Raw genomic sequence first — 26,452 nt, 5'->3', positions numbered from 1 at the left:
GTTCACGACCTCACGCAGCGCGTGGTTGCGCTACGGGGCGTCGTTGGTCTGCTGGTCAGGGAGAGAGCGACGAGGGCCCACTCCTCATCGCTCCCATCGCGTGGAGAGGGGTTACGTGTCATGCTGAACGCATCCCACGTTTATCTCTGAAGTGCATAACAGGCTCTAGCCTGTCAGCTTCCTCGTCGCTTCACGCTCCGCCGAACATTGCGCCGGCGCATGCCAATGTCATGGCGAGAAAGTGGCGCTACCCAGCGCAGCAGGGTGGTGCCCGACCGAAGCAATCTTCCGCTTCAGCGGCACCTGTGCCTGAGCGAGCAGCTTCCGTACTCGCCGGGGATTGCGTCGCCGCGCTCCGCCCGGCTCGCTATGCCACGTTAGGAACGAGCAAGCATTCGCCAATCTGTAATCTACGCACAATCTGCATACTTCAGCCTCTATGGTACCCTGCACCCAACGCTAGTCAAGGCGGGGAAAACGGGGTAAATGATGGGCCGCTGGATGTATGCGCCAACTACATCGCTGATCGTGATACTCGGCATATGTGCGTTAACCAGTGCGTTTGTTGCGCCTGCGCTTGCACTCATCGCCTTAGCCGGCTGCGTGCTCGCGCTACTCTGGGAACGCTACCGGCTCGCGCGCGCGATGCGCGCCCTAGCCCATCGTCTCCACCACACACCCCTTGACACCAAACTCGAAGTTGGAACTGGCGCATGGGGTGAAGTTTGCCATGCGGTCAACCGGCTTTTGCAACAATCGCGCACTGAGCATCACCTGCAACGCCTCCAGCCGGCCCAACCGGCGCTGCGCCAGATCAATCCACTCGACCTGCACCCGCCAGTCAGTGGACGCGACGCGGCCATCGCCGTCTTGGCAGTCGGCCAGCTTTATATTGCCGACGAACTTGACGAACTGCGAGCACGGACCCATCTGATCAGCGAGCCGGTCGAGCGCCAACAGGCCTTACTCCAGTGGTGCGACAGCTATGTTCTGCTTATCTTCGGTGCTCTTACTATCGAAGCCGATCCGTTACGGAACGCCATTACAGCGGCAACCAGCATCATTGCCCGCGCTGAAGCCGCCGGCTTGCCTGTACCGCCGATGGCCCTGAGCAGTGGTCGTGGGCGGGTAGCAGTGGTGCCGCTAATCGGGCTGCACACGATCGGCGAACCGCTTGAACAAGCCGCGATCCTCATCCATCAAACCACGCCCGGCACCCTCATTTGTGCCGAAGAGGCCTATTTTTCCCTCCGCAGCGCCGGCCTACTCCCGCTTAGCGCGGTGCGCTTCACCACGCCAGCGCGCAGTTACGCCCTCACACTCGACGATACCTACCTGCATCAGAAAGCGGAATAGTATCATGATCCTTGCGTTTTAAATCTGCCCGGCGTATAATATTGCTACGTATCGCTCCGACCAAGCCCCGTCGAATGGCGCGCCGCCGCTTCTGCGCAGGGATCTTTCATGGAAGAGTTGAATCATGTCGGCAATAATTCAAACGATCACGACGAAGCTCGCCAACCTGATCTAAACGATCTGCTCGATCGCGGCGATCAGGCGCTTATGGAGGAGATTCTGCGCGATCCCGCTCATTCTTATCGCAACCTCAAACACGGCGATACAGTTGATGGGCGGATTATGCGGATCGACCGCGACGAAATCCTCGTCGATATTGGCGCCAAAGCCGAAGGCGTCATCCCTAGCCGCGAGATGCAGACGCTCAGTGAAGAGGATCGCGCTGCGCTGAAGGTGGGTGATCCGGTCCTTGTCTTCGTCGTCCAATCGGAAGACAAAGAAGGCCGCGCGATCCTGTCGATCGACAAAGCTCGGCAAGAGAAGAGCTGGCGCGCGTTGCAAGAATGTTACGAGCGGGGTGAGATCATATACGCCCGCGTCAAGAACTACAACAAGGGCGGCCTGCTGGTCGATCTCGACGGCGTGCGCGGGTTTGTGCCTGCGTCACAAGTGTCGAGCATCAGCCGCAGCTCGGAAACGCAGAAGCAATCCGAAATGGCCCGGCTGGTTAATGTCGAATTGCCGCTGAAGGTCATCGAGATTAATCGTAACCGCAACCGCCTGATCTTGTCGGAACGGCAGGCGCTCGCTGAAACCCGCGAGTCGAAGAAGGATGAGTTGCTGTCGTCACTGCGCGAGGGCGATGTACGCGAAGGCATCGTCTCGTCGGTGTGCGATTTTGGTGCCTTCGTTGATATTGGCGGCGCCGATGGCCTCGTTCACCTCTCCGAGATTTCGTGGTCGCGGGTGAAACACCCCGCCGAGGTGCTTAAGGTCGGCAGCAAGGTGAAGGTGTCGATCCTGAGCATCGATCACGAGCGCAAGCGGATCGCGTTGTCGATCAAGCGCACGCAGAGCGAGCCATGGACGAAGGTAGCCGAGCGGTATCAGTTAGGCCAGATCGTCGAAGGGACGATCACTCAACTCACCTCGTTCGGTGCTTTTGCCCGCATCGAGGATGGGGTGGAGGGTCTCATCCACATTTCGGAGATGGGTGACGAGCGGATCCAACACCCTCGCGAGGTGTTGAGTGAAGGGCAAGTGGTGCAGGCCCGGATTATCCGGATCGATCCGGCGCGGAAGCGGATGGGATTGAGTCTGCGGCTCCAACACGAGCCGTCCGAGAGCGGCGCAGAAGCGGAGGATGATGGCTAGCTCCTGCCGTTGCTTGGTCGAGATGGCGCTCTCAACCAGCAACAATGGCAAGAGAGGGCAATATTCGTATTCCCCGGTCTGTCAGGCCCAATAGTCGTTTCCTCCAGTCTAGCAGGTGGAGAAGAGTATGTCTGATCTGTACAGCAAATTTACCAAGCGTGCCAAGCAGGTGCTGCAATTAGCCGCCGAAGAGGCGCGCGCGTTTAACCATCCATACATCGGCACCGAGCATATTTTGCTAGGGCTGATCCGCGAGAGCGAAGGAATCGCGGCCCGCGTGCTTGATGAGCTGGGAGTGAAGCTGCCACAGGCGCGCAGCGCAGTTGAATTTATTGTTGGCCCCGGCGAGAGCACGATGGTCACTGACCAAGAGCTGACGGCCCGCGCCCAGAAGGTGATTAAGTACGCGATTGAAGAGGCTAATCGCCTCAACCATCACTATATTGGAACTGAGCATTTGTTGCTAGGGTTGGTGCGCAATGGCGAAGGCGTCGCCACCGGCGTGCTCGATATTCTGGGTGTGTCGCTCGAGCAGGTGCGCAATCAGGTGATGCGCACGCTGCGCCACGGCACCGCCGGCGCCAGCAGTGAAACGCGCGCTGCGGCTGCGCCCGGCACGCCGCCGGCTCAGCGCCAGTCGAAGACGCCATACCTCGATGCACTCGGCACCGATCTGACCGAGATGGCCGAACAGGGCCGGCTCGATCCAATTATTGGCCGCCAGCATGAGATCGAGCGCGTGATCCAGATTCTCTCGCGCCGAACCAAGAATAATCCGGCCCTGATCGGTGAACCCGGTGTCGGTAAGACGGCAATCGTCGAGGGGTTGGCGCAGCGGATTGTCCAAGGCGATGTGCCCGATAGTATCAAGGGCAAGCGGGTGGTAACCCTCGATATGGGTGCTTTGGTTGCCGGCACAAAATACCGCGGCCAGTTTGAAGAGCGGCTAAAGAGGGTGATCGACGAGATCAAAGAGTCGCGCTGCATCCTCTTTATCGATGAGTTCCATACCATTATCGGCGCTGGCGGCGCCGAAGGGACGCTCGACGCGGCTAATATTCTCAAGCCGGCCCTTTCGCGCGGCGAGTTGCAGACAATCGGCGCCACCACGCTCGATGAGTATCGCAAGTATATCGAGCGCGACGCCGCCCTCGAACGGCGCTTCCAGCCGGTCATGGTCGATGAGCCGTCGATTGAGGATACGATCCAGATTTTGCGCGGGATCAAGTCGCGCTATGAGGATTTTCACCAGTTGCAAATCAGCGACGAGGCGATCCGTGCTGCGGCGGTGTTGTCGGCCCGGTACGTACCTGATCGGCAATTGCCCGATAAGGCCATTGACTTGATTGACGAGGCGGCTTCACGCGTGCGTATGTATCGCTCGGCGACCCCGCCGCGCCTACGTGATGCGCTGCGCGGCCTTGAAGCCCTGCGCAAAGAGCGCGAGGCGGCACTAGAGGATCAGCAGCTTGAGCTGGCCGACAATCTGCGCGAGCGCGAAGAGCGTATGCTCCAGCGCATCCAAGAGATTGAAGCCGAACTTGGCACCCGCAGCGATGAACGCTACGACCGACCTTACGTGACCGAAGAGGACATCGCAGAAGTGGTCGGGATGTGGACGGGTGTACCGGTGACGCGCTTGACCGGCAACGAAACCCAGCGCCTCATGCATATGGAGGAGTTTCTCCATAGCCGGATCGTTGGCCAGCACGAGGCGATTGTCACCATCTCGAAGGCGGTGCGCCGCGCGCGCGCCGGTCTCAAAGACCCCAAGCGCCCGATTGGGAGCTTTATCTTCCTTGGCCCCACCGGCGTCGGCAAGACCGAGCTGGCCAAGGCGCTGGCCGAGTTTATGTTCGGCACCGAAGAGGCGCTCATCAAGATCGATATGTCCGAGTTCCAAGAGCGCCACACCACCTCACGGCTGGTCGGCTCGCCGCCCGGCTATATCGGCTATGGCGAAGGTGGCCAACTGACCGACGCTGTCCGCCGCAAGCCGTACAGTGTGGTGCTGTTTGACGAGATCGAGAAGGCACACCCCGATGCCTTCAACCTCTTGCTACAAGTGCTCGAAGACGGCCACCTGACCGATGGCAAGGGCCGACGGGTTGACTTCCGCAACACGATCATCATCATGACCAGCAACGTCGGCACCGAGCACATCCGCCGTGCGTCACGGATTGGCTTCGGCGGCAATGCTAACGAGATCGACCAGATGGATATGCGGCGTAAGGTTGATGAGGCGCTCAGAATGCTTTTCCGGCCTGAGTTCCTCAACCGCATCGACGCGACGATCATCTTCCATCCGCTGACCAGCGAGGAGATTCAGTCGATCACCCAACTGATGCTCAAGCGCGTGCAGACGCAGCTCGATGAGCACCAGATCAAGCTAGTCGTGCAGCCTGACGCGCTTGAGTTCCTTGCCCGCCGCGGCTACGACCCAGCCTTCGGCGCGCGACCGCTCCGGCGGGTGATCACTAGTCTGATCGAAGACCCGTTGGCCGAGGGGTTGCTCTCTGGGCAGTTCCAAGATGGCGATACCGTGATCGTCGATACGTGCGAGGATCAACTGCGGTTGCGCTCACAGCGCGAAATCGATCAAGAGAAGGTTGAAGAAAGCCCCGCATTGGCATAGAGAACACCAAGAGGGGTGCAGCAATGCTGCACCCCTTCCGTTTCCCTTACTGGCTGCTACCTAATAATGCCCCCAACAATGCAGCTCGCCCAACCATCCCTACCAACCGGCCTTCATTATCAACCACCGGCAAGCGTTTGATCCGGTGCGTGATCGTCTGCTCAACCGCAGTTGTAATTGGGGTATCTGGTGTCACTGTTATCACAGGGCTTGTCATCACATCAGCCGCGGTGTGATTCTTGAGCGCCAGCTCTAACTCAGGCGGGCGAGCGCCGCCTCCGATCCAGATGGCGAAGCGTTGCAACAAGCCCGGCGCCACCGGTCGCATTGCCCGGCGCAGAATGTCGCCATCGCTGATGATGCCAATGACGCGCCGTTCATTGTCGATCACCACTGCGCGTCGGCGCGGCGTCGATAAAACCCGATCGAGCGTCTCGATCAACGATGTTTCAGGAGTAACGGTTGGCACGTCACGCACCATCACTTCACCAACCGTCTTGGCGGCATTCAAGCCGGTAGGTGCCGTTTCAGGACTCACCGCAAAGTTATTCGCTACTGTCTGCAAGATGTCTGACCTACTGACAATCCCTACCAACTGCCCCTCGCCATTAACGACCGGCAACCGTTTGTGATCATGCTCGGCCATGAGCAATGCCGCTTGTGTTAACGAAGCAGTCGCCGCGATAGTACGGGGGTTCGGCGTCATCACGTCGACCGCCCGTTCAGGACGGGTTGCAATTGCGGCCAATTGCGCCGCTCGTTCATCACCCGGCAGCAACTGCTGCAAGTGCAGCGGCAACTGGCTCACCCCGCGTTGCAACAAATCGGCATCGGTAACAATCCCTACTACCTTGCGCTGCCCATCCACGACTGGCATCGCTCGCAAGCCGCGTTCGAGCAGCAGCCGCACCAACTCGCCGACCGGCGTATCAACCGTCACTGAGACCACATCGTGATTCATCACATCGGCGACAGTCAGGTGAGAAGGAAAAATCCCGCCGGCGCGCCGGCCCACTTTCACAACGAGCACCGGCGAGAGCACGATCAACCCCTCTTGCACCAACTCGCTCAGCTTAGGCAATACTCGTTGCAAGCGATCGCTGCGGTCGATGCAGGTGATGATCAGCGGCAGCCGGCTAGGAATATCGACCAGCAAGTCGCTATGGAAAACGCCATGGGTGCCGTAACCTCCTACACCGCGTAAGACCGTCACTCCCGGCGCACCAGCGGCCCGCAGCGTATCGACAATCCGTGAGGCGATCGTGCGACCTTGCTGACTATCGCCTTCATCAATATAGATCCAGAGCTGCTGCGTCACGGCCTGCTCCATTGGAGACCTCCTCTCAAGGAGGCAAGGGCGACACTAGGCGTTGCCCTCACCGACTATCCTACACCAAACCACTTACCCGCCGATCCATCGCCCAAGCTCGACTCCAACGACTACGGCGATCAGACCGCCCACCACACTCCCGCCGACATACCCCAATGCCGCCAGCCAATTGCCGGCATTTAACAGGGTAAAGCTCTCGTAGCCAAACGTCGAGAAGGTAGTGAACCCGCCGAGCAAACCCGTCACCAACATCAATCGTACCGGTTCGCTGAGGGTCAGCCGGTTAGCGGTGAGGGTCAGCAACACGCCAATCAGCAGACAACCGAGCAGGTTGATGATGAGGGTGCCGTATGGCCACGCCGTGCCGAAGCGTTGGGCTGCCCACAACCCAATGCCGTAGCGGAGGTTGGCGCCAATCGCCGCCCCCAGCGCAATCGCCAATACGTTGTTCATCGCTGCCTATCTCTCCTTGTGCAAGGCAGAACCCGACAATAGCTATCTGTATTGTACGACGATTGGGGAAATTGTGGGGAATATCAGTGTGGGGAGAGTAGGGGGCGAAGGATGGGAGGGGCGAATAATAATTCGCCCCTACCGGCAATTACGCCCGCACCTCTTGGCGTTGAAAGAGGATATAGCCGATAGCGAACAGCACGATTGTCGCCGCGATCAGGCCGGTGGCGTGCGGCCACGTCAGCAAGATGCTCTGCCCAGCCGGCAATGGTGTGCCGGGGATGGCGTTGTGCAACTGGATGGGCAGAACAATCCCCAAGGCGCGCACTGCCGGGTTGAGCATCGCCAGCGCCACCTCCGAGAAGAGAGTATTTGGCGATAGCCGAGTGAGCAGCAGTTCCAGTTGAATTTGGTTGATCAACGCTTGAGTATCACCCGGTGGCACCGGTTGCAAGGTACGAGCCAACAGGCTGGCGATAATGCCCCAGAAGACGGTAAAGAAGAGCCAGACGGCAATCGCGGCTAGCGCCGCCGTGGCCGGCTGGCGAAAGATGATCGAGAAGAGCATCGCCAGTGCCAACCAAATTCCGCCGTAGAAGATGGTGATCAGCAAGAACCACAGCATGCGCACCGTCTCTTCGCTGCTCGGCGGCACCCCCAGTTGCAGCAAGCCCATGCCGATGATCAGGAGCCAGATCGCGGTCAGGGCCAAAGCCAGCGTGCCCAAACCGGCCAAGAATTTACCCAACAGCAGGGCATCGCGGTAGATCGGCTGCGCCAGCACCTTCGAGAGCGTGCGCTGGTTGAACTCGCCATTGATCGAGTCGAACGCCAGCGCAATCGCTAGCAACGGTACCAGCAAGCCAAGGAAACCGACAAAGGCCGGCAGCGGCTCGCGGGCCGTGGTAAAAAGGCGCAAGAAGAGGAAATCATCGCTAGTGCCAGCGCCAGCGCGCAGATTCTGTGACGCGGCATAGACGGTGCCAAAAGCGGTGAGCAAGATCAGCGCTTCAAGGATCATCATGCGGGCGCTGGTCAGATAATCGGCCATCTCTTTGGCCACCACCGCCCACAACCCCGTCCACGGCGAACCTTCGCGCTGGCGCGCGGGTGCTATGCTACGCGCGTGCTGCATAGGCCGCTCCTTTCTGGAAGTAGCGCGCGTACACCTCATCGAGGCTGGGCGTGTCTACGCTCAGACCCAGCAACTTACCACCTGCCTCGATCACCTTGCGGGCAATCTCGGCGCGCAGATCGGCACGCGCTTCGACGTTGTATTGGGAGCCGTTCGCTGACACTTTTACCACATCGGGCAAGGCGTGCAACGCCGCCGCCACCGCATCGCCACCCTCAGCCTCAACGTGGATGCGGTAGGCGCCACCAAGCACGCGCTGGGCCAACTCGCCGACTGTGCCTTCCAGCACCATGCGCCCTTGGTGGAAGAGACCGACCCGATCGCAAACCGCCTGCACCTGTTGTAATAGGTGCGACGAGAGCAAGATGGTAATGCCGCTCGCCTTGAGCTGGCGGATGAGATCGAGAAATTCGCGCACCGCTTCCGGGTCAAGCGCCAGCGTCGGCTCGTCCATGATGATTAGCTGCGGCTGCTTGATCAAAATCTCGGCCACCCCCAACCGCTGGCGCATACCGCGCGAGAAGGTCTTAACCCGCCGATCGGCCACGTTGCTCAACCCAACCTGAGCAAGCGCCTCGTTGATGCGCTTGCTCATCTCTGGCTCGCGCATACCATTAAGCTTGGCGATGTAATTGAGATTCTCGCGCGCGGTCAAGTTGTCGTAGAAACCGACTTGGTCGGGCAGATAACCAACCCGCGCCTTGACGCTAAGCGGCTGGCGGGCCGGGTCAAGGCCTAACACCCGCACACTCCCGCCGGTCGGCTCGGTCAAGCCCAGCAGCATCAGAATGGTAGTGGTCTTGCCAGCGCCATTCGGCCCCAACAGGCCGAAAATTTCGCCCTTGCGCACGGTCAGGTTGAGGTGATCGACGGCGATAAACGTGCCGTATTGTTTGGTCAAATCACGGCATTCAATCACCACGTCGGTCATAATCGTTTCCCCTGTTATCGTGGTAGAAACACACGACGTGCGGCTTTACATTACCGGCGGCCAAACCGCATCACCGCCACGCCAACGCCAACCACCGCCACCGCAATCAGGGCAATCCCAACTAACCCCCAAATCGTTGAGGTCAACACCGTAAACCGGAATTCGCTGGTGGCAACCGCTGCATCAGCCGGGCGGGCCGTGAAGGTAACGAGGTAATCACCGGCAATTGCCTGATTCGACGGCTGTACCTTCGCAGTGACTTCGACCAGTTGGCCATTGGCTAGCTCAGGGATCTGCTTCGGCTCAAATTCGACCGTCCAGCCAATCGGTGGTGAGGCGCTCAGTTCGATATTACGCGCCGGTGCAGAGCCGGTGTTGCGTATCACCAACTTCACATCAGTCTTTTCGCCAATACGTGCTTCACCAGAAAGCCGGCCATCGGGGGTTGTCAGCACCAATTGCGGTTGACCGGTAATATCGGCCACGAGACGGGTCGTCGCTTGCACATCACCGCCACGCGCCAGAATACCGATTTCGTAGGTGCCAGCGGGTACGTCAGGATTCAACGCACGCACTTCCACACTAAGGCTCTTTGACTCGTTGGGGCCAAACGGCACGCTGGTAATGCTTTGGCCCGACAACTTGAAATCAACTTGGAAACCGCGCGGCGCTTCAGCCAGCAAGCTTACTGGCACCTCTTCACTGCTCTCGTTCTTAAGTGTAACGTTGTAGCGGAAGGTGGTTGAAGGCGAACCGCGCAATGTCGGTAGATCGACCTTGAAGGTAAGACCAGCGGGGTTCACCGTCTTGGCCTTCAGCGTCAACTCGATCGGCAACGTCACCTCTTGGTTCACCCCAGTCGCTACCGCCACCATCCGATACGAACCGGCCTTCACATCTGATGGCGGCTCGATGCGCAGATCAAAAGTCGCGTTGTTATTCGGCTCAATGTAGGCTGACTGGATCACACGCCCGTCGCCGCGGAAGGTGATATTCCAACCGCTCGGTGCTTCACGCATGCCGAGGCGCACAATCTGCGGTGTCGTATCGGTGCCGAGCGTGAGTTTGAAAGTGACAACATCGCCAACGGTGGCTTCTTGGGCGGGGTAACGAGTGTAAAAGAAGAGATCACGCTGGTTCTCTTGGGCCAGCGCTGGCGCTGCGCCCACGACGGCGATCAGCGCTAACATCACGAGCAAGCTGATGTTGCGAAATGCGCGCATCGTCTACCTCCCCTTGTGATGGCAACTGTAGAATCTGCCGCGGAGATCCGCTCACTTTCGGGAAGATAGACGGTAATGATTAGAAAAAGATTAGTTGTGTATTAGTGTTCTCTATGAAATCTCTTCACTTGGTTAGCGCATATTCCCATAACTGGTGCGGCGCATCGAGCGCTGACTGCGGGCGCATCACGCGCACTTGCAAGGGGAGCGTTTGCAAATGCCCATACCAAAGGCGAAGCGGAATTGCGTGAACCGATTGCGGGTACAGCTTTAAGCGGTAATAGAGCGCGTGATCAGGAAAACCTAAGCGCTTCAGAATTGTGTAGGCGCGACGCCGTAGTTGCAAGCGGTATAACCAGTGTATGTGGTGGCAAACGTTCGTAAAGATTAACCCACCCGGCGCTAAAACCCGCGCAAATTCGCTTAACAAGTTCAGAATCGCTTGCCGATCGGGAATGTGTTGGAAGACGCCGAAAGAAAAGATCAAATCGATGCTATTGTCTGGCAGTTCGAGCCGGCTGGTCGTATTGACCAGAAACTGAGCATTGGCCAAATCGCGGTGCAGCTCGCGCGCTTTGCAAATAAGGCTCTCGGCGACATCAAGACCGATATACTCAGCGAAATGCTCGCACAGGGCCGGCGCCACTCGCCCGATCCCGCAACCGAAATCGAGTACACGCTGAAACCGACGCGGATAACCGAGACGTTGCATCTCTTCATGCAACTGTGCTATCTGATGCCGGCCAGTTTGAAAGAAGTCGGCTAATTCCCAACCGGATATGCCGGTCATTGCCCAGAACGGATCAAGCTGGCCTAAGGCATTCCATTGCTGTTGGTTGTAGGCAAAGGTCATAGTTCCTCCTGCCGAGACGAAGGAAGATTAACAGCTTCACTCATCAAACCACAGCAACCCTCCATTTGTCTTGTGTATTTTGGCAGAGATACGGATGGGGATATTTTCCTCATTGCAGCGGCATATCTCCATGGGACCCTTGCCTAAAGGAATATATCCGAACATGCGCAGGCCGGGTATTGCCCTCGCTGCTCACGCCACAACAGCCCTCACGACGCCGATTTGCGGCCAAGATATGCCCGTGCTATGATGCGTTTGCGATCGGTGGAACGATCCAGCGGCTGAAGCGACAGGGTTAACAGCGGCCATGATCCACCCCTTGCGCGAAATCATCCTCACCGGAGCATATAATCTCTTCATCCGCTTGCGGTTGGCGCAAGGTATTATCTTCCGCCCACGCGCAATTGGGGTGCGGGTGATCGTGCAGCGCGGCGATGAATTTTTGCTGGTACGTCACCGGGGTGGGGCGAAACCGTGGGGTCTGCCCGGCGGCGCGATCGATCGCGGTGAAGCGCCGGCGGAAGCGGCCCGCCGCGAGGCGCTCGAAGAGAGCGGCTGCCCGGTGACGGTGACTGGTCTCCATGGTGTGTTCCACTATCTCGCCAATGGTCTCAGCGATTACGTGATCGTCTTCACCGCAGTGGCTGATGGCCCGCCGGCGCCGCCCCGCGGTGACATCGAGATCTGTGATGCCCAATTTTTTCACCCCGACCGTTTGCCCGCCGGGGTTGACACCGGCAGCGCGCGCCGAATCGCCGAAGTGCAACGCGGTGAGCGTCATCTCTATCGAGCATGGTAACGCAGTAGAGCCGGACGACTGTCTGGCTCCGCAGCGCTCGAAACGCAAAGGGCGCAGAGGTTTTGCGGGGTGGGGGGTACATGTGCGGTGAGGAAACAACCCTCACACAAATCTTTATCGCGCTTTTGCATGTGAATAACGTTGCGTCTTCGTATTCACTTGCTATCGAGGTTAACGATGCCGTATACACCAATTCTCGCTACGCTTGGCTACGTCCTCTCACCTGACGGTCAATCGGTGCTGATGGTACATCGCAACGCGCGTGCCGGCGATCAGCACCTAGGCAAATATAACGGGCTCGGCGGCAAACTCGAACGTGACGAAGAGATTGTCGCCGGGATGCAGCGCGAACTGCGTGAAGAGGCTGGCATTACCGCCCTCGAACTTACGCTGCGCGGTACGGTGAGTTGGCCGGGGTTTGGTAAAAACGGCGAAGACTGGTTTGCGTTTATCTTCCTCATCACCCGCTTCAGTGGCGAACCACCAACAGCGAATGTTGAAGGAACGCTCGAATGGGTACCACTTGTACGCATCATGGACTTGCCACTCTGGCCCGGCGACCGCTTCTTTCTGCCGCTCGTCTTCGATCATGACCCACGCCCATTTCACGGCGTGATGCCTTACACCAACGGCCAGCCGGTTGATTGGCGCTATAGCCGGATTGGGGTATAACGGGATTGGTGAGGTGGGGCGTAGGGCTACAGCGGGTTACACTGTGGTATAATTGCCACGACAGCACCAACCGCCGCGCACGTGCGCATTGCATACCGGCAAAAAACCATGCTTGACATGAAACTCATCCGCGAGCAGCCCGACGAAGTGAAACGTCAATTAGCTCGTTGTGGCGTCGATGGCGCTCTTGTTGATCAGGTTCTCGCGTTCGACGAACAGCGTCGCCGCTTGATCTACGAGGTGGAGACACGCAAAGCTGAACGCAATGCGGTCTCGAAGCAGATCGGTGCGATGAACGACGCTGCCGAGCGACAGGCCAAGATCGAAGCGATGCGCCAATTGGGTGATGAAATCGCTGCCCTCGATCGTCAATTGGCCGAGGTCGAAGAGCAACAGCGGGCCGCAATGCTGGAAATCCGCAATCTGCCGCACCCTGATGTACCCGATGGGGTTGATGAAAACGATAACGTGATCGTCTATCAAGAGGGTGAAGCGCGACCGTTGCCTTTCCCTGCTCGCCCGCACTGGGAACTGGGTGAGGCGCTGGGCATCCTCGACTTCGAGCGCGGTGTCAAGCTCGCCGGTTCGCGCTTTTATGTTATGCGCGGAGCCGGCGCGCGCCTGCAACGGGCCGTCATCCAGTGGCTGCTCGATCTCCACCTGCAACAAGGCTACCAAGAGGTGTATACGCCGTTTGTGGTCAAAGAGTCGGTATTGTGGGCCTCTGGTCAGTTACCTAAATTCCGTGACAATCTCTACCGCGACGAGGAGTCGGGCTTGTGGCTGGTGCCGACGGCAGAAGTGCCGCTGACCAGCCTCTACGCCGACGAGATTCTCGAAGCGAGCCAGTTGCCAATTTACCACGCCGCCTACACACCCTGTTTCCGCAAGGAACAGCTGAGCGCCGGGCGTGACGTGCGCGGGATCAAGCGCGGCCACCAGTTCGATAAGGTCGAGATGTACATGTTCGTCAAGCCCGAAGAGAGCTATCAGGCGCTCGAGAAGCTGCGGCGCGATGCCGAAGCGTGTGCTCGCCTCCTAGGTTTGCCATTCCGCACCAAACTGCTCTGCACCGGTGATCTCGGCTTCAGTTCAACCAAGACCTATGACATCGAAGTATGGGCACCGGGAGTGGGTGAATGGTTAGAGGTCAGCTCATGCTCGAATGTCGAGGCGTTTCAAGCCCGCCGCGCCAATCTGCGCTACCGCCCTGAGCCGGGCGCCAAGCCAGAGTTCCTCCATACCCTGAACGGATCGGGCCTCGGCTTGCCGCGCACGATTATCGCGATTATGGAAAACTACCAGCAGGAAGACGGCAGTATTGTCATCCCCGAAGTGCTGCGCCCGTACATGGGCGGCATGGAGCGAATCAGGCCGTAAGGATGACTGCAAGACGCTATGCCAGTCGTTATTAATCTCACCAGCGCACTTCACGGTGGCACGAACCCTCGTTGCGGCACCGGCGACCACAGCAGTTGCGGGCCGGATTGCGGCTGCGGTTGCCCCTACACCGGTATGGTCGAGCGCGGCAACGTGCAACCGGTAGCACTCATCGAACAACGCTACCCCAACCAATGGCTCGCGCTCGTCATTCCGCCCGGTGAAGATGAAGAGCGACCCGAACAAGCTATGCTCGTCGCCTACAGCAGCGACCCCGACGAGGTGTGGGACGCGGTGAGCCGGATTACCTTTAATCAGGTGGTACACGTTTACTACAACGGCTCGCTTGACAGCTTTCTGGAACAGTTTTCGTAAGCAAAGCTGCACTGGGATTTGGGGCAGTGACTGTAGCTCGTTGGATAACCAAACTAATCATCGTGTCTGGAACGTTACAACCTTAGAAATTTGCGTTTTCTATTACCAGTCCTTTCGCTTCTTTACACCCTGTGCATCGTGGCGTTATTCACGACGTAGCAACTATGCTTACCGTTACCGACTACCTTGCCCAACCTGCCGTGCCGCCTGATGCACGTATCCCCTACGGCAGCCATCCTGATCAGTTTGGCGATCTGTATTTGCCAAATAGCCCGAAACCAGCACCAGTGATAGTGCTCATCCACGGTGGTTGTTGGCAAGCAGCGTATGATCTTACACCACTTGGTGAATGGTGTGCCGCGCTGCGTGCCATCGGATATGCTGTGTGGAGCATTGAGTACCGTCGATTGGGCAACGGCGGTGGCTGGCCGCAGACGTTTCACGATGTCGCTGCCGGCCTCGACCATCTGCGAGTTTTGGCCGACGATTACCCCTTGAACCTTGCGCGGGTGATTGCGGTCGGCCATTCCGCAGGCGGTCACCTCGCACTGTGGCTAGCCGCACGACCTGCGTTACCGGCTACCAGTCCCCTCGCCACCGCCAATCCGCTCCCGATCCACGGCGTGGTTGCGCTTGCCGCCGTCGCCGATCTCGCCCAAGGCGTAACTGCTACCGCCTGCGGCCCAGCCTGCGCCGAACTGGTCGATCACAACCCGCACCGCTACGCCGAGGCGTCGCCGCACATGCTCTTGCCGCTCGGCGTACCTCACTACCACCTCGTAGGCGGCGACGATCCGATCGTACCGGCGGCCTATGTCGCCGCCTTCGTTACTGCGGCCCGGCAAGCCGGCGATACAGCGCATCTGACCATTCTACCGCAATGCGGCCATTTTGAGCTGACGACACCGCATAGCGCAGCATGGCCAGCGGTGGTGGCAGCAATGAGAGAGATGGGGTAAGGGGGCTAACATCATGTTCGTCAATTGCAAAATTGCCCAAAACCACCTTCCATCTTTTGCGCTGGTCAAACGGTTTGATCGATAGAGGACTCGTTGTTGATCGAACCACAACGATGCCAGCGCAAACGAACCCTCGGTACCAAAACAGGTACCGCATTCCATCAGCCCACGCCGTGGTGGAACCACGATGCCAAACCACATCCACGCGATTGTACAGACCATGACCGTGGGTCTTTACCATGCAATCGCCGCAATTCTCCTTCCATCCGCCAACCTATTCATCACTCGTGGCTGGTTTCAAATCTGCTGCGACCAAACGCATTAACGAATACCGTCAACCCCCGGCACCGCCGTCTGGCAACCCCGACGATTCCACAATCGTAATTATTCGCACTGATGCAGCGTAGCAACGAAATATGACATCCATTTGCAACAATCCGGCCCGCCGGGAACACGACCGACTTCGCAGTCAACGGTAAGATACGGATATCAGTAAATTCCCGGCACCCCACCTCGCCTCGCAGAGACGCACGACCGTGCGCCTCTGCGGAGATCCGACCGCCATCATCGCCGCCATTGCTGCCCCACAAATACCAACCGTTTTATCACAATTTTGCCCTACTCATCCGGCGCTAAAACGCGCTATATTACTCATAACAAATAACACATTTGGACCAAATCTTTGGTGTCTGGCATGGTTCTCGTCTATGTCTAATCGCCCGCGCCCACCATTACCTCGGTTTCATCGCTCCTCAGCATTGTCATCACGCCGCCCGTCAGCATTATGGCGTTGGTTGAACCGATTTGTGTTTGGGATGCTTGTACTCATCGTGTTCGGTCTGTTTGCAATCATCGGACTCTACGTTTACTACGGCCGCGATCTACCGCCGCCTGAGTTGCTCGACCAACACCGCAGTTTCGAAAACACCCGCATCTACGCCCGTGACGGCACTACCCTGCTGTACGAAGTGATTGGCCCCGGGGTGCGCGTACCGGTGGCGCTCGACCGCATCCCCAAGCTATTGCGTGACGCCACAGTGGCGGTGGAAGATGCCAATTTTTACACCAATTCGGGCGTGGATCTCCCTAGCATTGCGCGCGCTTTCTGGCAAAACGTCACCGCCGGCCAGACCGTTTCTGGGGCAAGCACGATCACGATGCAGTTGGTGCGGACCATATTGCTCACCCCCGAAGAGGCGCAGCAGCAGTCGATCGAACGCAAGATCCGCGAGGCGATTTTGGCGATCCGGGTTGGGCAGGTGTATAGCAAAGATCAAATTCTGAAGCTCTATCTTAATGAGGTCTACTACGGTGCACAGGCGTATGGGGTGGAAGCGGCGGCGCAGCGATATTTCGGCAAGCATGTCTGGCAATTGACCCGCGGCGAGGCAACGTTGTTGGCCGGCTTGCCCCAATCGCCCTCCAACTACAATCCGTTCGAGAATTTGCCGCTAGCCCGCGCCCGCCAACGCATTGTACTCAACCAGATGGTGGCCGCCGGTTTTATCAGCGCTGCCGAAGCCGATTCGATCTTCGCGGAGCCGATCCGGTTGGTGCCGCCGATGACGACCATTCAAGCGCCGCATTTTACCTTTTATGTCTATGACTTATTGGTGCAGCGGTTCGGCGAGGAGATGGTCAACCGGGGTGGGTTGCGCGTGATTACCACCCTCGATCCGAACTGGCAGGCCCAAGCCGAGGAGGTAGTCCGCACCAAGATTGCCGAGCTGCGCGCGCGTGATGCCAGCAACGCCGGCGTGGTGATGCTGTCGCCTGATGGCCGGATTTTGGCGATGGTGGGGAGTGTTGATTTCAACGGGCCTGATGGTCAAGTTAACGTGACCATGGCGCCCCGCCAGCCCGGATCGGCGCTGAAGCCGTTTGTCTACGCTGCGGCGTTGCAGCGTGGATGGACGCCGGCGACTATTCTGTGGGATGTACCATCAAGCTGGATAGAGAATGGCGTGATTTACCAGCCGCGCAATTACGATGGCCGTTTTCGGGGGTCGGTGCGGCTGCGTTTGGCACTGGCCAATTCGCTCAATATTCCGGCGGTAAAGGCGCTGGAGTTTGTCGGGGTTGAGAACTTCGTCAATCTGATGAGTGAGTTTGGCATTACGACGTTTACCGACCCCAACCGCTATGGCTTAGCAATGGCATTGGGTAGCAACGAGGTGCGGCTACTCGAATTGACTGGCGCGTATGCCGGCTTGCGCGCCGGCGGCAGGCAGGTGCGACCAGTGGCGATCTTGCGCGTCACTAATAGTCGCGGCGAGATGCTCGAGTCGTGGCAACCCCAGCGCGGCAAGCCGTTGCTCGGCCCGCAGAGCGAGCAGATCGCCTTTCTCATTACTGACATCCTCAGTGATAACGCTGCCCGGTGGCTGGTGTTCGGGCGCAACAATGTGATGGAGCTGCCCAATATTCCGGCAGCGGTAAAGACCGGCACCAGCAATGATTACCGCGATTCGTGGGCGGTTGGCTATTCCGATGCGGTGGTCATCGGCGTCTGGGTCGGTAATAACGATAGCCGCCCGATGGCCGAAGTCGCTGGCGCGAATGGAGCCGGCCTCATTTGGCGCGAATTGATGTTGCGCTACCATGCCAACCGTCCGGCCCAACCCTTCACCCCACCCGAGGGAATCGTTGAGTTGCCGGTCTGCGTTGAGACGGGGGGGCCGCCGGTTCCTAATTGCCCGCAGGTGATTAGCGAACGCTTTGTGGTTGGTAGCGGGCCAGTGAGCGCGATTACATACCAAACGTATCGCGTTGGCGGCGATGGTTCGTGTCTAGCCGCACCCTACACGCCGCCGGAAGAGGTGCGGACGATGACCTTTCCACTTTACCCGACCGAGATGGCTGAATGGGCGAAGTACAATGGCCGCGCCGCGCCTACCGAGTATTGCCCGCCGCCACGCGAGCCAGATCGCGCGATGGCCCTGCTCGATCTCGCCGAGAGCAGTGTCGTCACCAACACCTTGCTCTTTGTCAAGGGCACCGCGCGCGGCCCGTTCATTCTTGACATCGGCCAAGGAACTGATCCGACCATCTGGCAGGTGTTCGGCCAGAGCAACCAGCCGGTCGAGGATGGCTTGTTGGGGGTGTGGAAGGCCAGCAATTGGCCGGCGGGTGATTACACGATTCGCTTGCGGGTGACCATGGCTGACGGCGGCGTGATCGAAGAGCGGCGCCGGATTCGCTATGCGCCGTGACTGGCAATCAGCGCCCGTTGCCACGCCGCTTCGACCTGTGCCCGCGTCTGCGCTTGCGAACCGCCGTTGTCGATAATCACGTGCGCCCGGCTAAACCGGCTCTCTTGCGGCGGCTGGGCCGCCACGCGGGCTTGGGCTTCGGCCAGCGACATGCCCCGTGTCGTCATCAACCGCTCAATCTGTTGTTCGGGCGGGCACGTCACTACCCACACCTGATCGCACTCGTCGGCCCACCCCGACTCGATCAGCTTGATCGCGTCAATCACCACAATCGGTCGCTCCACCGGACGCAGACGGGTGGCATATTTGCCCGCACTGGCCACTTCGTCGAGAAACTGGCGGATCTCGGCCCGCACTGCCGGATGGACGATCGCTTCGAGCCGTTTGAGCGCCGCCGGATCGTTGAAGACGATCGCGCCAAGTTTGCGCCGGTCGATAGGGCCGCCGGGGGTTGTCACGATTTGCGGGCCGAATGCGTTCACAATCGCCTGATAAACCGGCGTACCCGGCTGTTGCAGCCGATGGGTGACGCGATCAGCGTCAATCGTGCGCGCACCCAGCGCCGCGAGCATCGCCAGCACCGTGCTCTTGCCACAAGCAATGCCGCCGGTCAGCCCGATCAAGTAGATACCGGGATGTTTCATGCCGCCAGCTCCACATACTCTTGCAACACCAGCGCCTCATCGGTGATACCGACCAATTCGAGCAATTCGCTGATCAACTCGGCGCGTCGCTCGGCATCGCGCCGGCTCCACGTCCGGCTCTTAATTTCGAGGAAGGGGCCGGGATCGGGCTGGCCAGCCAGTGTATCGAGGTTGATCGCAAAATCGTGGTCTTGGTAGAGAATGCGCCAGCGCCGCCGCCGTTTTTCGATCTCCTCGATCCGGTCAGGTTGGAAGTATTCGCGGTAGAAGCGCACGGTATAGTCGGCGGGAGCAGTGTAGCGCGCCCGCGAGAGCATCATCGCCTTGGGATGATCGACTCGGCGCGCTTCAGCCATCAGCGTGAGCGTATACTTTGGTTGCGGGCGCGCGCCCGGATCGGTGCGGTGATCTTCGCGAATGCGGATCCGTTCGCCGTTGGCGAAGATGAAATAGGTGTCGTACTGGGTGCGTTCACTAGTCTTAGTGATGGTGATGGCCGGATTGCGCAAGAGGGCCAGCACCCGTTCGACATCAGCCGGTTGCAGGCGGGCCTTGACCTGAATCTCGAAAATCTCGGCCTGTTGCACACCTCCCAGCGCCAGAATCTTGGCTAGCAGATTGCGCTCACGGGTGGCGAGAAACTCGTTGATGCGAGCGGCAATCGCCTGCGCGTGGGCAATGATTGCCTCTTCATCGAGCGTCTGCAAGTGCCGATTGCGCAGCAGGAGTTTGCCGTCAACCAGCACATCACGCACATCGGCGGCCCGGCTGCTATAGACAAGGTGCGAATAGATTGCGTCGGCAGCGTAAGTGTAACGCGGCGCGCTGTGCAAGCGGCGCAGCTCGACCACGACGATGTCGGCCCGTTTACCCACGGCCAGCGAGCCGATCAGGTGATCGAGGTGGATGGCGCGCGCGCCCCAGCAGGTCGCCAGCGCAAAGGCTTCGCGGGCCGGTACCGCCGTCGGGTCGCCGCTTAAGCCTTTTGGCAACAGCGCTGCCAACTGAATCTCGGTGAACATATCTTGATCGTCGTTGCTGGCCGGGCCATCGGTGCCTAGCCCTACCCGCACCCCGGTCTCGATCATCCGGCGGAAGGGTGCCACACCGCTGGCTAGCTTGAGGTTGCTGGTCGGGCAGGGGACTGCGCCAGCACGGGCTTCACGTAAGAGCCGCATGTCGTCTTCGGTGGCATGGACGCAGTGGGCAGCGATACAGGGCACATCGAACGCGCCGACCCGCTTGGCGTAGCGAATCGGCGTCACTTCGCGGTCACGGATGCTCTCTTCCACCTCACGTGCCGTCTCAGACAAGTGCGTGATCAGCGGCGCGCCAAACTCTGCGCAGAGCGCAGCAGCTTGGCGATAGATGTCGTCGGTGCAAGTGTACGGCGCATGGGGCGCCACCGTGGCGATAATCCGCGGATGGCCGCGCCATTCAGCCATAAACCGGCGCGCTCGCTCGATGCCAGCATCGAACGAATCGGCGTCGGGTGTCGGCAAACGCATCACCGTCTGCCCGCAGATTGCTCGCATCCCGGCTTCATCGGCAGCGCGCGCCACCTCTTCTTCAAAATAGTACATATCAACGAAGGTTGTCGTACCGCCGCGGATCATCTCGGCGCAACTGAGCAGCGTGCCGATATAGCTGAATTCGGGATCGACAAACTGGCTTTCGACCGGAAACATATAGCCAAACAGCCAAACATCGAGCTGCTGGTCGGCCACTAACCCGCGCAAGAGACTCATCGGCACATGGGCATGACCGTTGATCAGGCCGGGAATAATCGCGCAATCGTGACAATCAATCGTTTCTTTGGCAGTGTAGCGCGCAGTAAGCTCAGCACTCGGCCCTACTGCCACGATTACGCCATCGCGAATCGCCACGGCGCCTTCAGTAAAGATGCGCCACGCTTCATCCATCGTTACAACGGTGCCGCCAGTAAGCAGGGTGTCAACATACTCCATGCAATCCTCCTCAACACGTTTGGCGTCTTCTTGACATTGTACGGGAAAGTGACCAAATCTGCGATCCGCCAGAATGCTGAATTGAGGAAGGCTATGCATAGGGCGAGACGTTCGCCCGCGCCAAGCGCAGAGAGATGTGATAGAAGAAATGATCGTGTGCTTCATCTGCGCCTTTGTGTCATTGCGAGGGTGCGTAGGCCCACGGCAATGCTGTATTGCCTCGCACCCAAAGCAATCTCCGCGGCAAGCGAGAGCAATACCTGTTACTCAAACCAATCCGCTTTGCACAAGCAAATAAGACCTAGCGCTAGACTGCCATACCAAGGCTTTTCGCAGCGTTACTCTACGCGCATTGTATACAGCTCGCTCGTAGATCTTCCGGTAAGAAAACCGCTGATCAATCTGTCAACGGATTTTCGCACAACCGTTATCGGGCGATGAGACGATCGGTCACGGTCTCTGAACCATCGCTCACGAAGGCGCGGGGGATTGTTTCGGGCGGTATGCATACACGCCCTCGTAATAACAAAAGGGTTGGTGAGATTATCATTGCAGAAATTGATGAATTCCCGACAAGGCTTACCCTATCTGCCAACAGAAATGATGTTTCAGCTCCGCCACACCTCCCCCAACTTCGGTTAGAATACACCCTATCAACACCCATCAGCGCGACGCATGCGTCGCTTCATGACTTATGCGCTCAGACACCCTCACTGCTGAAACGATCACCCCGCCGCCTTCGCGTGCTCAGCTTGAAAAGCGCGTGTTGCGGCTAGCATGGCCGGTGATCGGCGAGAACTTGCTGCAAACCATGCTCGGTGTGGTTGACACCATCCTCGTCGCGTCGCTCGGCGCAGTCGCGCTGGCCGGGGTTGGCGCTGCCTTACAGGTCATCTTCGTCACCACCGCCGCCCTCAGTGCATTATCGGTCGGGGTGGCCGTACTAGTCGCCCAAGCCTACGGCGGCGGGAAGCTCGCTGAGGCTAGCGCCGTCGCCCGCCAAGGGTTACTCTGGAGCATCTTGATCGGCCTGCCGCTTACCGCTATTGGGCTACCGCTCACCCCAACGTTGATCAACCTGTTCGGACTTGCGCCCGATGTGAGCCAAGTCGGAATCGACTATCTGGCAGTGACGATGAGCACCATCACCACCCTGACCATGATGTATCTGATCGGCGGCGTCTTGCGCGGGGTGGGTGATTCGCGCACGCCGATGTTAGTCACTGCTTTCGCCAATGTAGTCAATGTGATTGCCAGCGCAGCCCTGATCTTTGGCTGGCTCGGCCTGCCGGCGCTCGGCGCGGTGGGCAGTGCGTGGGGATCGGTGATCGCGCGCGTGATCGGCGCGGCGCTGCTGGTTTGGGTACTTTGGTTTGGGCGCAACGGTGTGCGCGCTAGCGGCGGCGGTAGGTGGTGGCCGCGTATCGGCGTCTTGCGTGATGTATTGCGCATCGGGATGCCGGCGGCAGTCGAAGAGGTATTGGTGATCGGCGCAATCGCTTCGCTGACGCCGGTGGTGGCAACGCTGGGCACGGTGCCACTGGCCGCCCACCGAGTCGCGATCAATGTCCTCTCGCTCTCGTTTTTGCCCGGTATCGGCTTTGGGTTGGCGGCAACGGCGCTGGTTGGTCAAGCCATCGGCGCGCAGCGCCCGGCTGAAGCCAATGCGGTGACGATGATCGCGTTGCGTTGGACAATCCTCTGGATGAGCGGCCTCGGTGTGTTGTTCCTCATTTTTGCCGAAGGGCTGGTCGGCATCTTCAACCGTGATCCGCAGTTGGTCGCCAACGGCGCGGCGGCAGTGCGCGTGGTGGCCCTCACCCAACCCGCGTGGGCTTTGACCTTCGCTCTCGGCGGCGCGCTGCGCGGCTTGGGTGACACCCTTTCGCCGCTCGCCATTAGCGGCACTGCGATCTGGGTCTGCGTCGCGCTGGCGCTGGTGATTGTGACGTGGTGGGCGCCGACGTTGTGGGGCGTGTGGCTGGCCTTCCTCATCGTTGGCCCATTTGAGGCAGCTATGTTCTGGCGGGTGTGGCGCCGGCGAATCGTGGAGCGAGCACGCGCAGAAGAGGCAACGACGCAGAGGAGAGTAAACGCGAAGGACGCGAAGCCGGATGTAGGTGGGGGTGAAGCACGCTGATAGCCCCCTATCCAATACCTTTGCGTCTTTGCGTTCAACTTCTTTGCGTCTTCGCCTCCTCTGCGTCGTTGGGAACTAAGTTCGCGGTGTCTCCGTCTTTACATTGAGCTACATAACAGACACTCAAGGAGATACCACTATGGAAAACCGTCTTCTCACAACTATTCTTGGCCTAACTGCACTCATCGCTGTCCTTGCGCTAACCGCCGTTAGTCTCTTTCGCCCTGCCCCAACCGTCACAGCCCAACCCGGCGTGAGTAATATGCCGCAGATTGTGGTCATCGGCACCGGTAAAATAAAGGTAGAACCGGACATCGCGACCATCACGATTGGCGTTGAAACCAAAGCGCCGACCACCCAAGAGGCGCTGGCTCAGAATAGCGCGCAGGCGCAGGCGATGATCGATCAGATTAAACAGTTAGGAGTCGATGCGAAAGACATTCAGACTTCCGGTATTAGTATTTATCCGAACTACGATGAAAAAGGTGAGACGATTGTCAGCTATACCGTCAACAACATGGTCACCGTGACCATTCGCAACCTTGCCCAAGCCGGTGACCTCATCGATCGAGTGGTGCAGGTAGGAGCCAACCGACTGTACGGCATCAGTTTTGGCGTCAGTGATATGGAAGCTGTATTAGCCCAAGCACGCGAGGCGGCAGTGGTCAACGCCCGAGCACGGGCCGAACAGATGGCACGGGCTGCCGGCACATCGCTCGGTCGGGTGCTGTTCATCACCGAAAACTTTGGCGCCAGCCCTATCCCGGTACCGATGATGGCCGATGCCTACGGCGCGCCAGCCGCCCGTTCGGCCCCGCCGGTGCAGCCCGGCCAGCAAACCTACAGCGCCACCGTTCAAATCACCTTCGAGTTGCGGTAAACGTCTCACGTAGCCACACAGCGCGCTGTGCCCCCATCGTAGGGAACACAGTGCGCTATCCCCCTCTCCCGCCGCCATTCTGGTATAATACCTCTAGCCCAACCAGCAGCGCGGCGTTGTTGCCCCTCCCGCCTCGACGCGGACGGCGCAACCCGCGCTGTTGCTATCTCTTCAGTGCCAGAACTCGCGAGCACCGTATGCCATTCCGGATCGAAGCGCCGTATCAGCCAACTGGCGATCAACCACAAGCCATCGAGAAATTGGTGGCCGGTTTGCGCGCCGGCTACCGCCATCAGACCTTGCTCGGCGCGACTGGCACCGGCAAGACCTTCGTGATGGCGCACATCTTCGCCCAGACTCAACGCCCCACCCTCGTCCTCGCCCACAACAAGACCCTCGTCTCGCAGTTGTGGGCCGAGTTCCGCGAGTTTTTGCCCGACGCGGCGGTTGAGATGTTTATCTCGTATTACGATGAGTATACGCCGGAAGCCTACGTTCCCTCGAAAGACCTCTATATCGAGAAAGAAGCCAGCATCAACGAGGAGATTGACCGGCTGCGCCACGCCGCAACGCAGGCGCTCTTCACCCGCCGCGATGTGCTGATCGTGGCGTCGGTCTCGGCGATTTACGGCCTCGGCTCGCCGCACGATTACGGCCAAGAGAAGATTCTGCTCCGCGTCGGCGAGGTGCGTAACCGCGACAAACTCATGCGTCAATTGATCGATTTACAGTTCGAGCGTAAAGATATGGACTTCCAACGCGGCACGTTCCGCGTTCGCGGCGATACGCTCGATATTATTCCCGCCAACGCTGAAACCGCTATTCGAGTCGAGTTCTGGGGCGATGAAATCGAGCGGATCGTCGAGCTTGACCCACTCACTGGCGAGGTGTTGCTTAAGCATACCGCAATCGAGATCTATCCCGCTAAGCACTTCGTTACCACCAAAGAGAAGTTGCAGCAGGCGATCATCGCGATTCAAGAAGAGCTGAACGAACGGGTACGCGAGCTTGAAGCCGCCGGTAAGCTGCTCGAAGCACAGCGGCTGAAGCAACGCACGCTCTACGACCTCGAAATGCTAAGCGAGGTCGGCTATTGTAGCGGGATCGAGAACTATTCGCGCCATCTTGACGGGCGCGCTGCCGGCCAGACGCCGTGGACATTGCTTGACTATTTTCCCGATGATTTGCTGATCTTTATCGATGAGAGTCACATCACCTTGCCTCAGTTGCGCGGCATGTACAATGGCGACCGCCAGCGCAAACAAACACTGGTGGATTACGGCTTTCGCTTGCCGTCGGCCCTCGACAACCGCCCGCTCAAGTTTGAAGAGTTTGAGCAGCACGTCTATCAGGTGATCTACGTCTCGGCCACCCCCGGCCCTTACGAGCGGGAAAAGAGCGAGCAGATCGTCGAGCAGATTATCCGTCCCACCGGCCTACTCGATCCCGAAATCGAGGTGCGCCCGACCAGAGGGCAGATCGACGACCTACTCGGTGAAATTCGGCAACGGGTTGCACGCAAACAGCGGGTGCTTGTGACTACCCTCACCAAACGCATGGCCGAGGATTTGGCCGACTATCTGAAAGAGATGGGGGTACGCACGATGTACCTCCACGCCGACATCGACACCATTGAGCGGGTTGAAATTCTGCGCGATCTGCGTCTCGGTGTGTATGATGTGGTAGTAGGGATCAATCTGTTGCGCGAAGGGCTTGATCTCCCTGAAGTCAGTCTGGTCGCGATCCTCGATGCTGACAAAGAGGGCTATCTGCGCTCGGAAACGTCACTCATCCAGATCATTGGGCGAGCAGCACGCCACATTGAGGGCAAAGTGATTATGTACGCCGACACTATCACTCGCTCGATGGAGGCCGCCATCCGCGAGACCCAGCGCCGCCGCGATATTCAGATGGCCCACAACCTACGCCACGGCATTACCCCGCAAGGAATTGCCAAAGGCGTGCGCGACCTGACCGACCGTATTCGCAAGTTGGCTGAAGAGCGCGGCGAATATGTGACGACACCTACTGCTGCTGTACCGGTTGATCTGCCACGTGACGAGGTGCTGAAACTGATCAAAGACCTTGAGAAGCAGATGAAGCAGGCTGCCAAGGATCTTGCCTTTGAGAAAGCGGCGGCGCTGCGCGACCAGATTGTCGAACTACGCAAGACGTTGACATTGAGCGAGTGAAT

20 protein-coding genes are annotated in these 26,452 nt (G+C 58.9%); 12 read left to right on the top strand and 8 right to left on the bottom strand.

Annotated features, from left to right (window positions below):
- Positions 1-486: 486 nt before the first annotated feature.
- The 3 genes from Q1A59_RS02175 to Q1A59_RS02165 all read left to right on the top strand — a co-directional run bounded on the left by Q1A59_RS02175 (position 487) and on the right by Q1A59_RS02165 (position 5,305).
- The gene (locus tag Q1A59_RS02175) at positions 487-1,356 is read left to right on the top strand and encodes a phosphate regulon sensor protein PhoR (RefSeq protein ID WP_298404252.1); all 870 of its coding nucleotides are present in this window, start codon (positions 487-489) and stop codon (positions 1,354-1,356) included.
- Between the two features lie 108 nt (positions 1,357-1,464).
- Entirely contained in the window at positions 1,465-2,670 is a 1,206-nt protein-coding gene (rpsA, locus tag Q1A59_RS02170) for a 30S ribosomal protein S1 (RefSeq protein WP_298404250.1), read from the top strand.
- A 127-nt stretch (positions 2,671-2,797) separates the two neighbouring features.
- A complete protein-coding gene (locus Q1A59_RS02165; protein ID WP_298404248.1) occupies positions 2,798-5,305 on the top strand; it encodes an ATP-dependent Clp protease ATP-binding subunit in 2,508 nt (835 codons plus the stop codon).
- Positions 5,306-5,351: 46 nt separating this feature from the next.
- On the opposite strand, the gene Q1A59_RS02160 is transcribed toward Q1A59_RS02165, so the two are convergent.
- The 6 genes from Q1A59_RS02160 to Q1A59_RS02135 form a co-directional block, all read right to left on the bottom strand.
- Entirely contained in the window at positions 5,352-6,635 is a 1,284-nt protein-coding gene (locus Q1A59_RS02160) for a DUF190 domain-containing protein (RefSeq protein ID WP_298404246.1), read from the bottom strand.
- A 72-nt stretch (positions 6,636-6,707) separates the two neighbouring features.
- Positions 6,708-7,088: a fluoride efflux transporter CrcB gene (gene crcB, locus Q1A59_RS02155; RefSeq protein ID WP_299643644.1), complete on the bottom strand. Its 381-nt coding sequence runs from the start codon at positions 7,086-7,088 to the stop codon at positions 6,708-6,710.
- A gap of 148 nt (positions 7,089-7,236) precedes the next feature.
- The gene (locus Q1A59_RS02150) at positions 7,237-8,223 is read right to left on the bottom strand and encodes an ABC transporter permease (RefSeq protein ID WP_298404243.1); all 987 of its coding nucleotides are present in this window, start codon (positions 8,221-8,223) and stop codon (positions 7,237-7,239) included.
- The gene (locus Q1A59_RS02145; protein WP_298404241.1) at positions 8,207-9,154 is read right to left on the bottom strand and encodes an ABC transporter ATP-binding protein; all 948 of its coding nucleotides are present in this window, start codon (positions 9,152-9,154) and stop codon (positions 8,207-8,209) included. Before Q1A59_RS02145 ends, Q1A59_RS02150 begins: the two co-directional genes overlap by 17 nt.
- Before the next feature lie 50 nt (positions 9,155-9,204).
- A complete protein-coding gene (locus tag Q1A59_RS02140; RefSeq protein ID WP_299643639.1) occupies positions 9,205-10,377 on the bottom strand; it encodes an NEW3 domain-containing protein in 1,173 nt (390 codons plus the stop codon).
- A 124-nt stretch (positions 10,378-10,501) separates the two neighbouring features.
- A complete protein-coding gene (locus Q1A59_RS02135) occupies positions 10,502-11,230 on the bottom strand; it encodes a class I SAM-dependent methyltransferase (RefSeq protein WP_298404237.1) in 729 nt (242 codons plus the stop codon).
- Positions 11,231-11,537: 307 nt separating this feature from the next.
- Here Q1A59_RS02135 and Q1A59_RS02130 point away from each other — a divergent pair, with 307 nt between their 5' ends.
- The 6 genes from Q1A59_RS02130 (at position 11,538) to Q1A59_RS02105 (ending at position 18,627) form a co-directional block, all read left to right on the top strand.
- Positions 11,538-12,029 carry an NUDIX domain-containing protein gene (locus tag Q1A59_RS02130; protein WP_298404236.1) on the top strand — a complete coding sequence of 164 codons (492 nt, stop codon included), beginning with the start codon at positions 11,538-11,540 and terminating at the stop codon, positions 12,027-12,029.
- Positions 12,030-12,206: 177 nt separating this feature from the next.
- Positions 12,207-12,701, top strand: coding sequence for an 8-oxo-dGTP diphosphatase (locus tag Q1A59_RS02125; protein ID WP_298404234.1), 495 nt, complete (start codon positions 12,207-12,209; stop codon positions 12,699-12,701).
- 108 nt (positions 12,702-12,809) lie between these two features.
- On the top strand, positions 12,810-14,081 hold the full coding sequence (serS, locus tag Q1A59_RS02120; protein WP_298404233.1) for a serine--tRNA ligase: 1,272 nt from the start codon (positions 12,810-12,812) through the stop codon (positions 14,079-14,081).
- Between the two features lie 18 nt (positions 14,082-14,099).
- On the top strand, positions 14,100-14,456 hold the full coding sequence (locus Q1A59_RS02115) for a hypothetical protein (protein ID WP_298404231.1): 357 nt from the start codon (positions 14,100-14,102) through the stop codon (positions 14,454-14,456).
- Between the two features lie 164 nt (positions 14,457-14,620).
- Complete coding sequence (locus Q1A59_RS02110) at positions 14,621-15,415, top strand: alpha/beta hydrolase (protein ID WP_299643633.1); 795 nt, start codon at positions 14,621-14,623, stop codon at positions 15,413-15,415.
- Between the two features lie 815 nt (positions 15,416-16,230).
- Entirely contained in the window at positions 16,231-18,627 is a 2,397-nt protein-coding gene (locus tag Q1A59_RS02105) for a transglycosylase domain-containing protein (RefSeq protein ID WP_298482521.1), read from the top strand.
- Here Q1A59_RS02105 and coaE read toward each other — a convergent pair.
- Positions 18,615-19,271: a dephospho-CoA kinase gene (coaE, locus tag Q1A59_RS02100; protein ID WP_298404225.1), complete on the bottom strand. Its 657-nt coding sequence runs from the start codon at positions 19,269-19,271 to the stop codon at positions 18,615-18,617. The two genes, Q1A59_RS02105 and coaE, sit on opposite strands and share 13 nt — an antisense overlap.
- Entirely contained in the window at positions 19,268-21,238 is a 1,971-nt protein-coding gene (locus Q1A59_RS02095; protein ID WP_299643628.1) for an amidohydrolase family protein, read from the bottom strand. Before Q1A59_RS02095 ends, coaE begins: the two co-directional genes overlap by 4 nt.
- A 694-nt stretch (positions 21,239-21,932) precedes the next feature.
- On the opposite strand from Q1A59_RS02095, the gene Q1A59_RS02090 reads away from it, so the two are divergent.
- From Q1A59_RS02090 to uvrB, 3 genes are all read left to right on the top strand, one after another.
- Complete coding sequence (locus tag Q1A59_RS02090) at positions 21,933-23,378, top strand: MATE family efflux transporter (RefSeq protein ID WP_298404220.1); 1,446 nt, start codon at positions 21,933-21,935, stop codon at positions 23,376-23,378.
- A gap of 139 nt (positions 23,379-23,517) precedes the next feature.
- Positions 23,518-24,258, top strand: coding sequence for an SIMPL domain-containing protein (locus Q1A59_RS02085; RefSeq protein ID WP_299643625.1), 741 nt, complete (start codon positions 23,518-23,520; stop codon positions 24,256-24,258).
- A gap of 197 nt (positions 24,259-24,455) precedes the next feature.
- On the top strand, positions 24,456-26,450 hold the full coding sequence (gene uvrB, locus Q1A59_RS02080) for an excinuclease ABC subunit UvrB (RefSeq protein WP_298404216.1): 1,995 nt from the start codon (positions 24,456-24,458) through the stop codon (positions 26,448-26,450).
- Positions 26,451-26,452: the final 2 nt, after the last annotated feature.

The organism is uncultured Chloroflexus sp., assembly GCF_937951745.1.
Lineage (GTDB): Bacteria > Chloroflexota > Chloroflexia > Chloroflexales > Chloroflexaceae > Chloroflexus.
This window is presented reverse-complemented; position numbering and strand designations above follow the sequence as displayed.

Coding starts and splice junctions, on each gene's coding strand:
- Q1A59_RS02175 (WP_298404252.1), top strand. CDS start 487: ATGATGGGCCGCTGGATGTATGCGCCAACTACATCGCTGATCGTGATA.
- rpsA (WP_298404250.1), top strand. CDS start 1,465: ATGGAAGAGTTGAATCATGTCGGCAATAATTCAAACGATCACGACGAA.
- Q1A59_RS02165 (WP_298404248.1), top strand. CDS start 2,798: ATGTCTGATCTGTACAGCAAATTTACCAAGCGTGCCAAGCAGGTGCTG.
- Q1A59_RS02160 (WP_298404246.1), bottom strand. CDS start 6,635: ATGGAGCAGGCCGTGACGCAGCAGCTCTGGATCTATATTGATGAAGGC.
- crcB (WP_299643644.1), bottom strand. CDS start 7,088: ATGAACAACGTATTGGCGATTGCGCTGGGGGCGGCGATTGGCGCCAAC.
- Q1A59_RS02150 (WP_298404243.1), bottom strand. CDS start 8,223: ATGCAGCACGCGCGTAGCATAGCACCCGCGCGCCAGCGCGAAGGTTCG.
- Q1A59_RS02145 (WP_298404241.1), bottom strand. CDS start 9,154: ATGACCGACGTGGTGATTGAATGCCGTGATTTGACCAAACAATACGGC.
- Q1A59_RS02140 (WP_299643639.1), bottom strand. CDS start 10,377: ATGCGCGCATTTCGCAACATCAGCTTGCTCGTGATGTTAGCGCTGATC.
- Q1A59_RS02135 (WP_298404237.1), bottom strand. CDS start 11,230: ATGACCTTTGCCTACAACCAACAGCAATGGAATGCCTTAGGCCAGCTT.
- Q1A59_RS02130 (WP_298404236.1), top strand. CDS start 11,538: ATGATCCACCCCTTGCGCGAAATCATCCTCACCGGAGCATATAATCTC.
- Q1A59_RS02125 (WP_298404234.1), top strand. CDS start 12,207: ATGCCGTATACACCAATTCTCGCTACGCTTGGCTACGTCCTCTCACCT.
- serS (WP_298404233.1), top strand. CDS start 12,810: ATGCTTGACATGAAACTCATCCGCGAGCAGCCCGACGAAGTGAAACGT.
- Q1A59_RS02115 (WP_298404231.1), top strand. CDS start 14,100: ATGCCAGTCGTTATTAATCTCACCAGCGCACTTCACGGTGGCACGAAC.
- Q1A59_RS02110 (WP_299643633.1), top strand. CDS start 14,621: ATGCTTACCGTTACCGACTACCTTGCCCAACCTGCCGTGCCGCCTGAT.
- Q1A59_RS02105 (WP_298482521.1), top strand. CDS start 16,231: ATGCTTGTACTCATCGTGTTCGGTCTGTTTGCAATCATCGGACTCTAC.
- coaE (WP_298404225.1), bottom strand. CDS start 19,271: ATGAAACATCCCGGTATCTACTTGATCGGGCTGACCGGCGGCATTGCT.
- Q1A59_RS02095 (WP_299643628.1), bottom strand. CDS start 21,238: ATGGAGTATGTTGACACCCTGCTTACTGGCGGCACCGTTGTAACGATG.
- Q1A59_RS02090 (WP_298404220.1), top strand. CDS start 21,933: ATGCGCTCAGACACCCTCACTGCTGAAACGATCACCCCGCCGCCTTCG.
- Q1A59_RS02085 (WP_299643625.1), top strand. CDS start 23,518: ATGGAAAACCGTCTTCTCACAACTATTCTTGGCCTAACTGCACTCATC.
- uvrB (WP_298404216.1), top strand. CDS start 24,456: ATGCCATTCCGGATCGAAGCGCCGTATCAGCCAACTGGCGATCAACCA.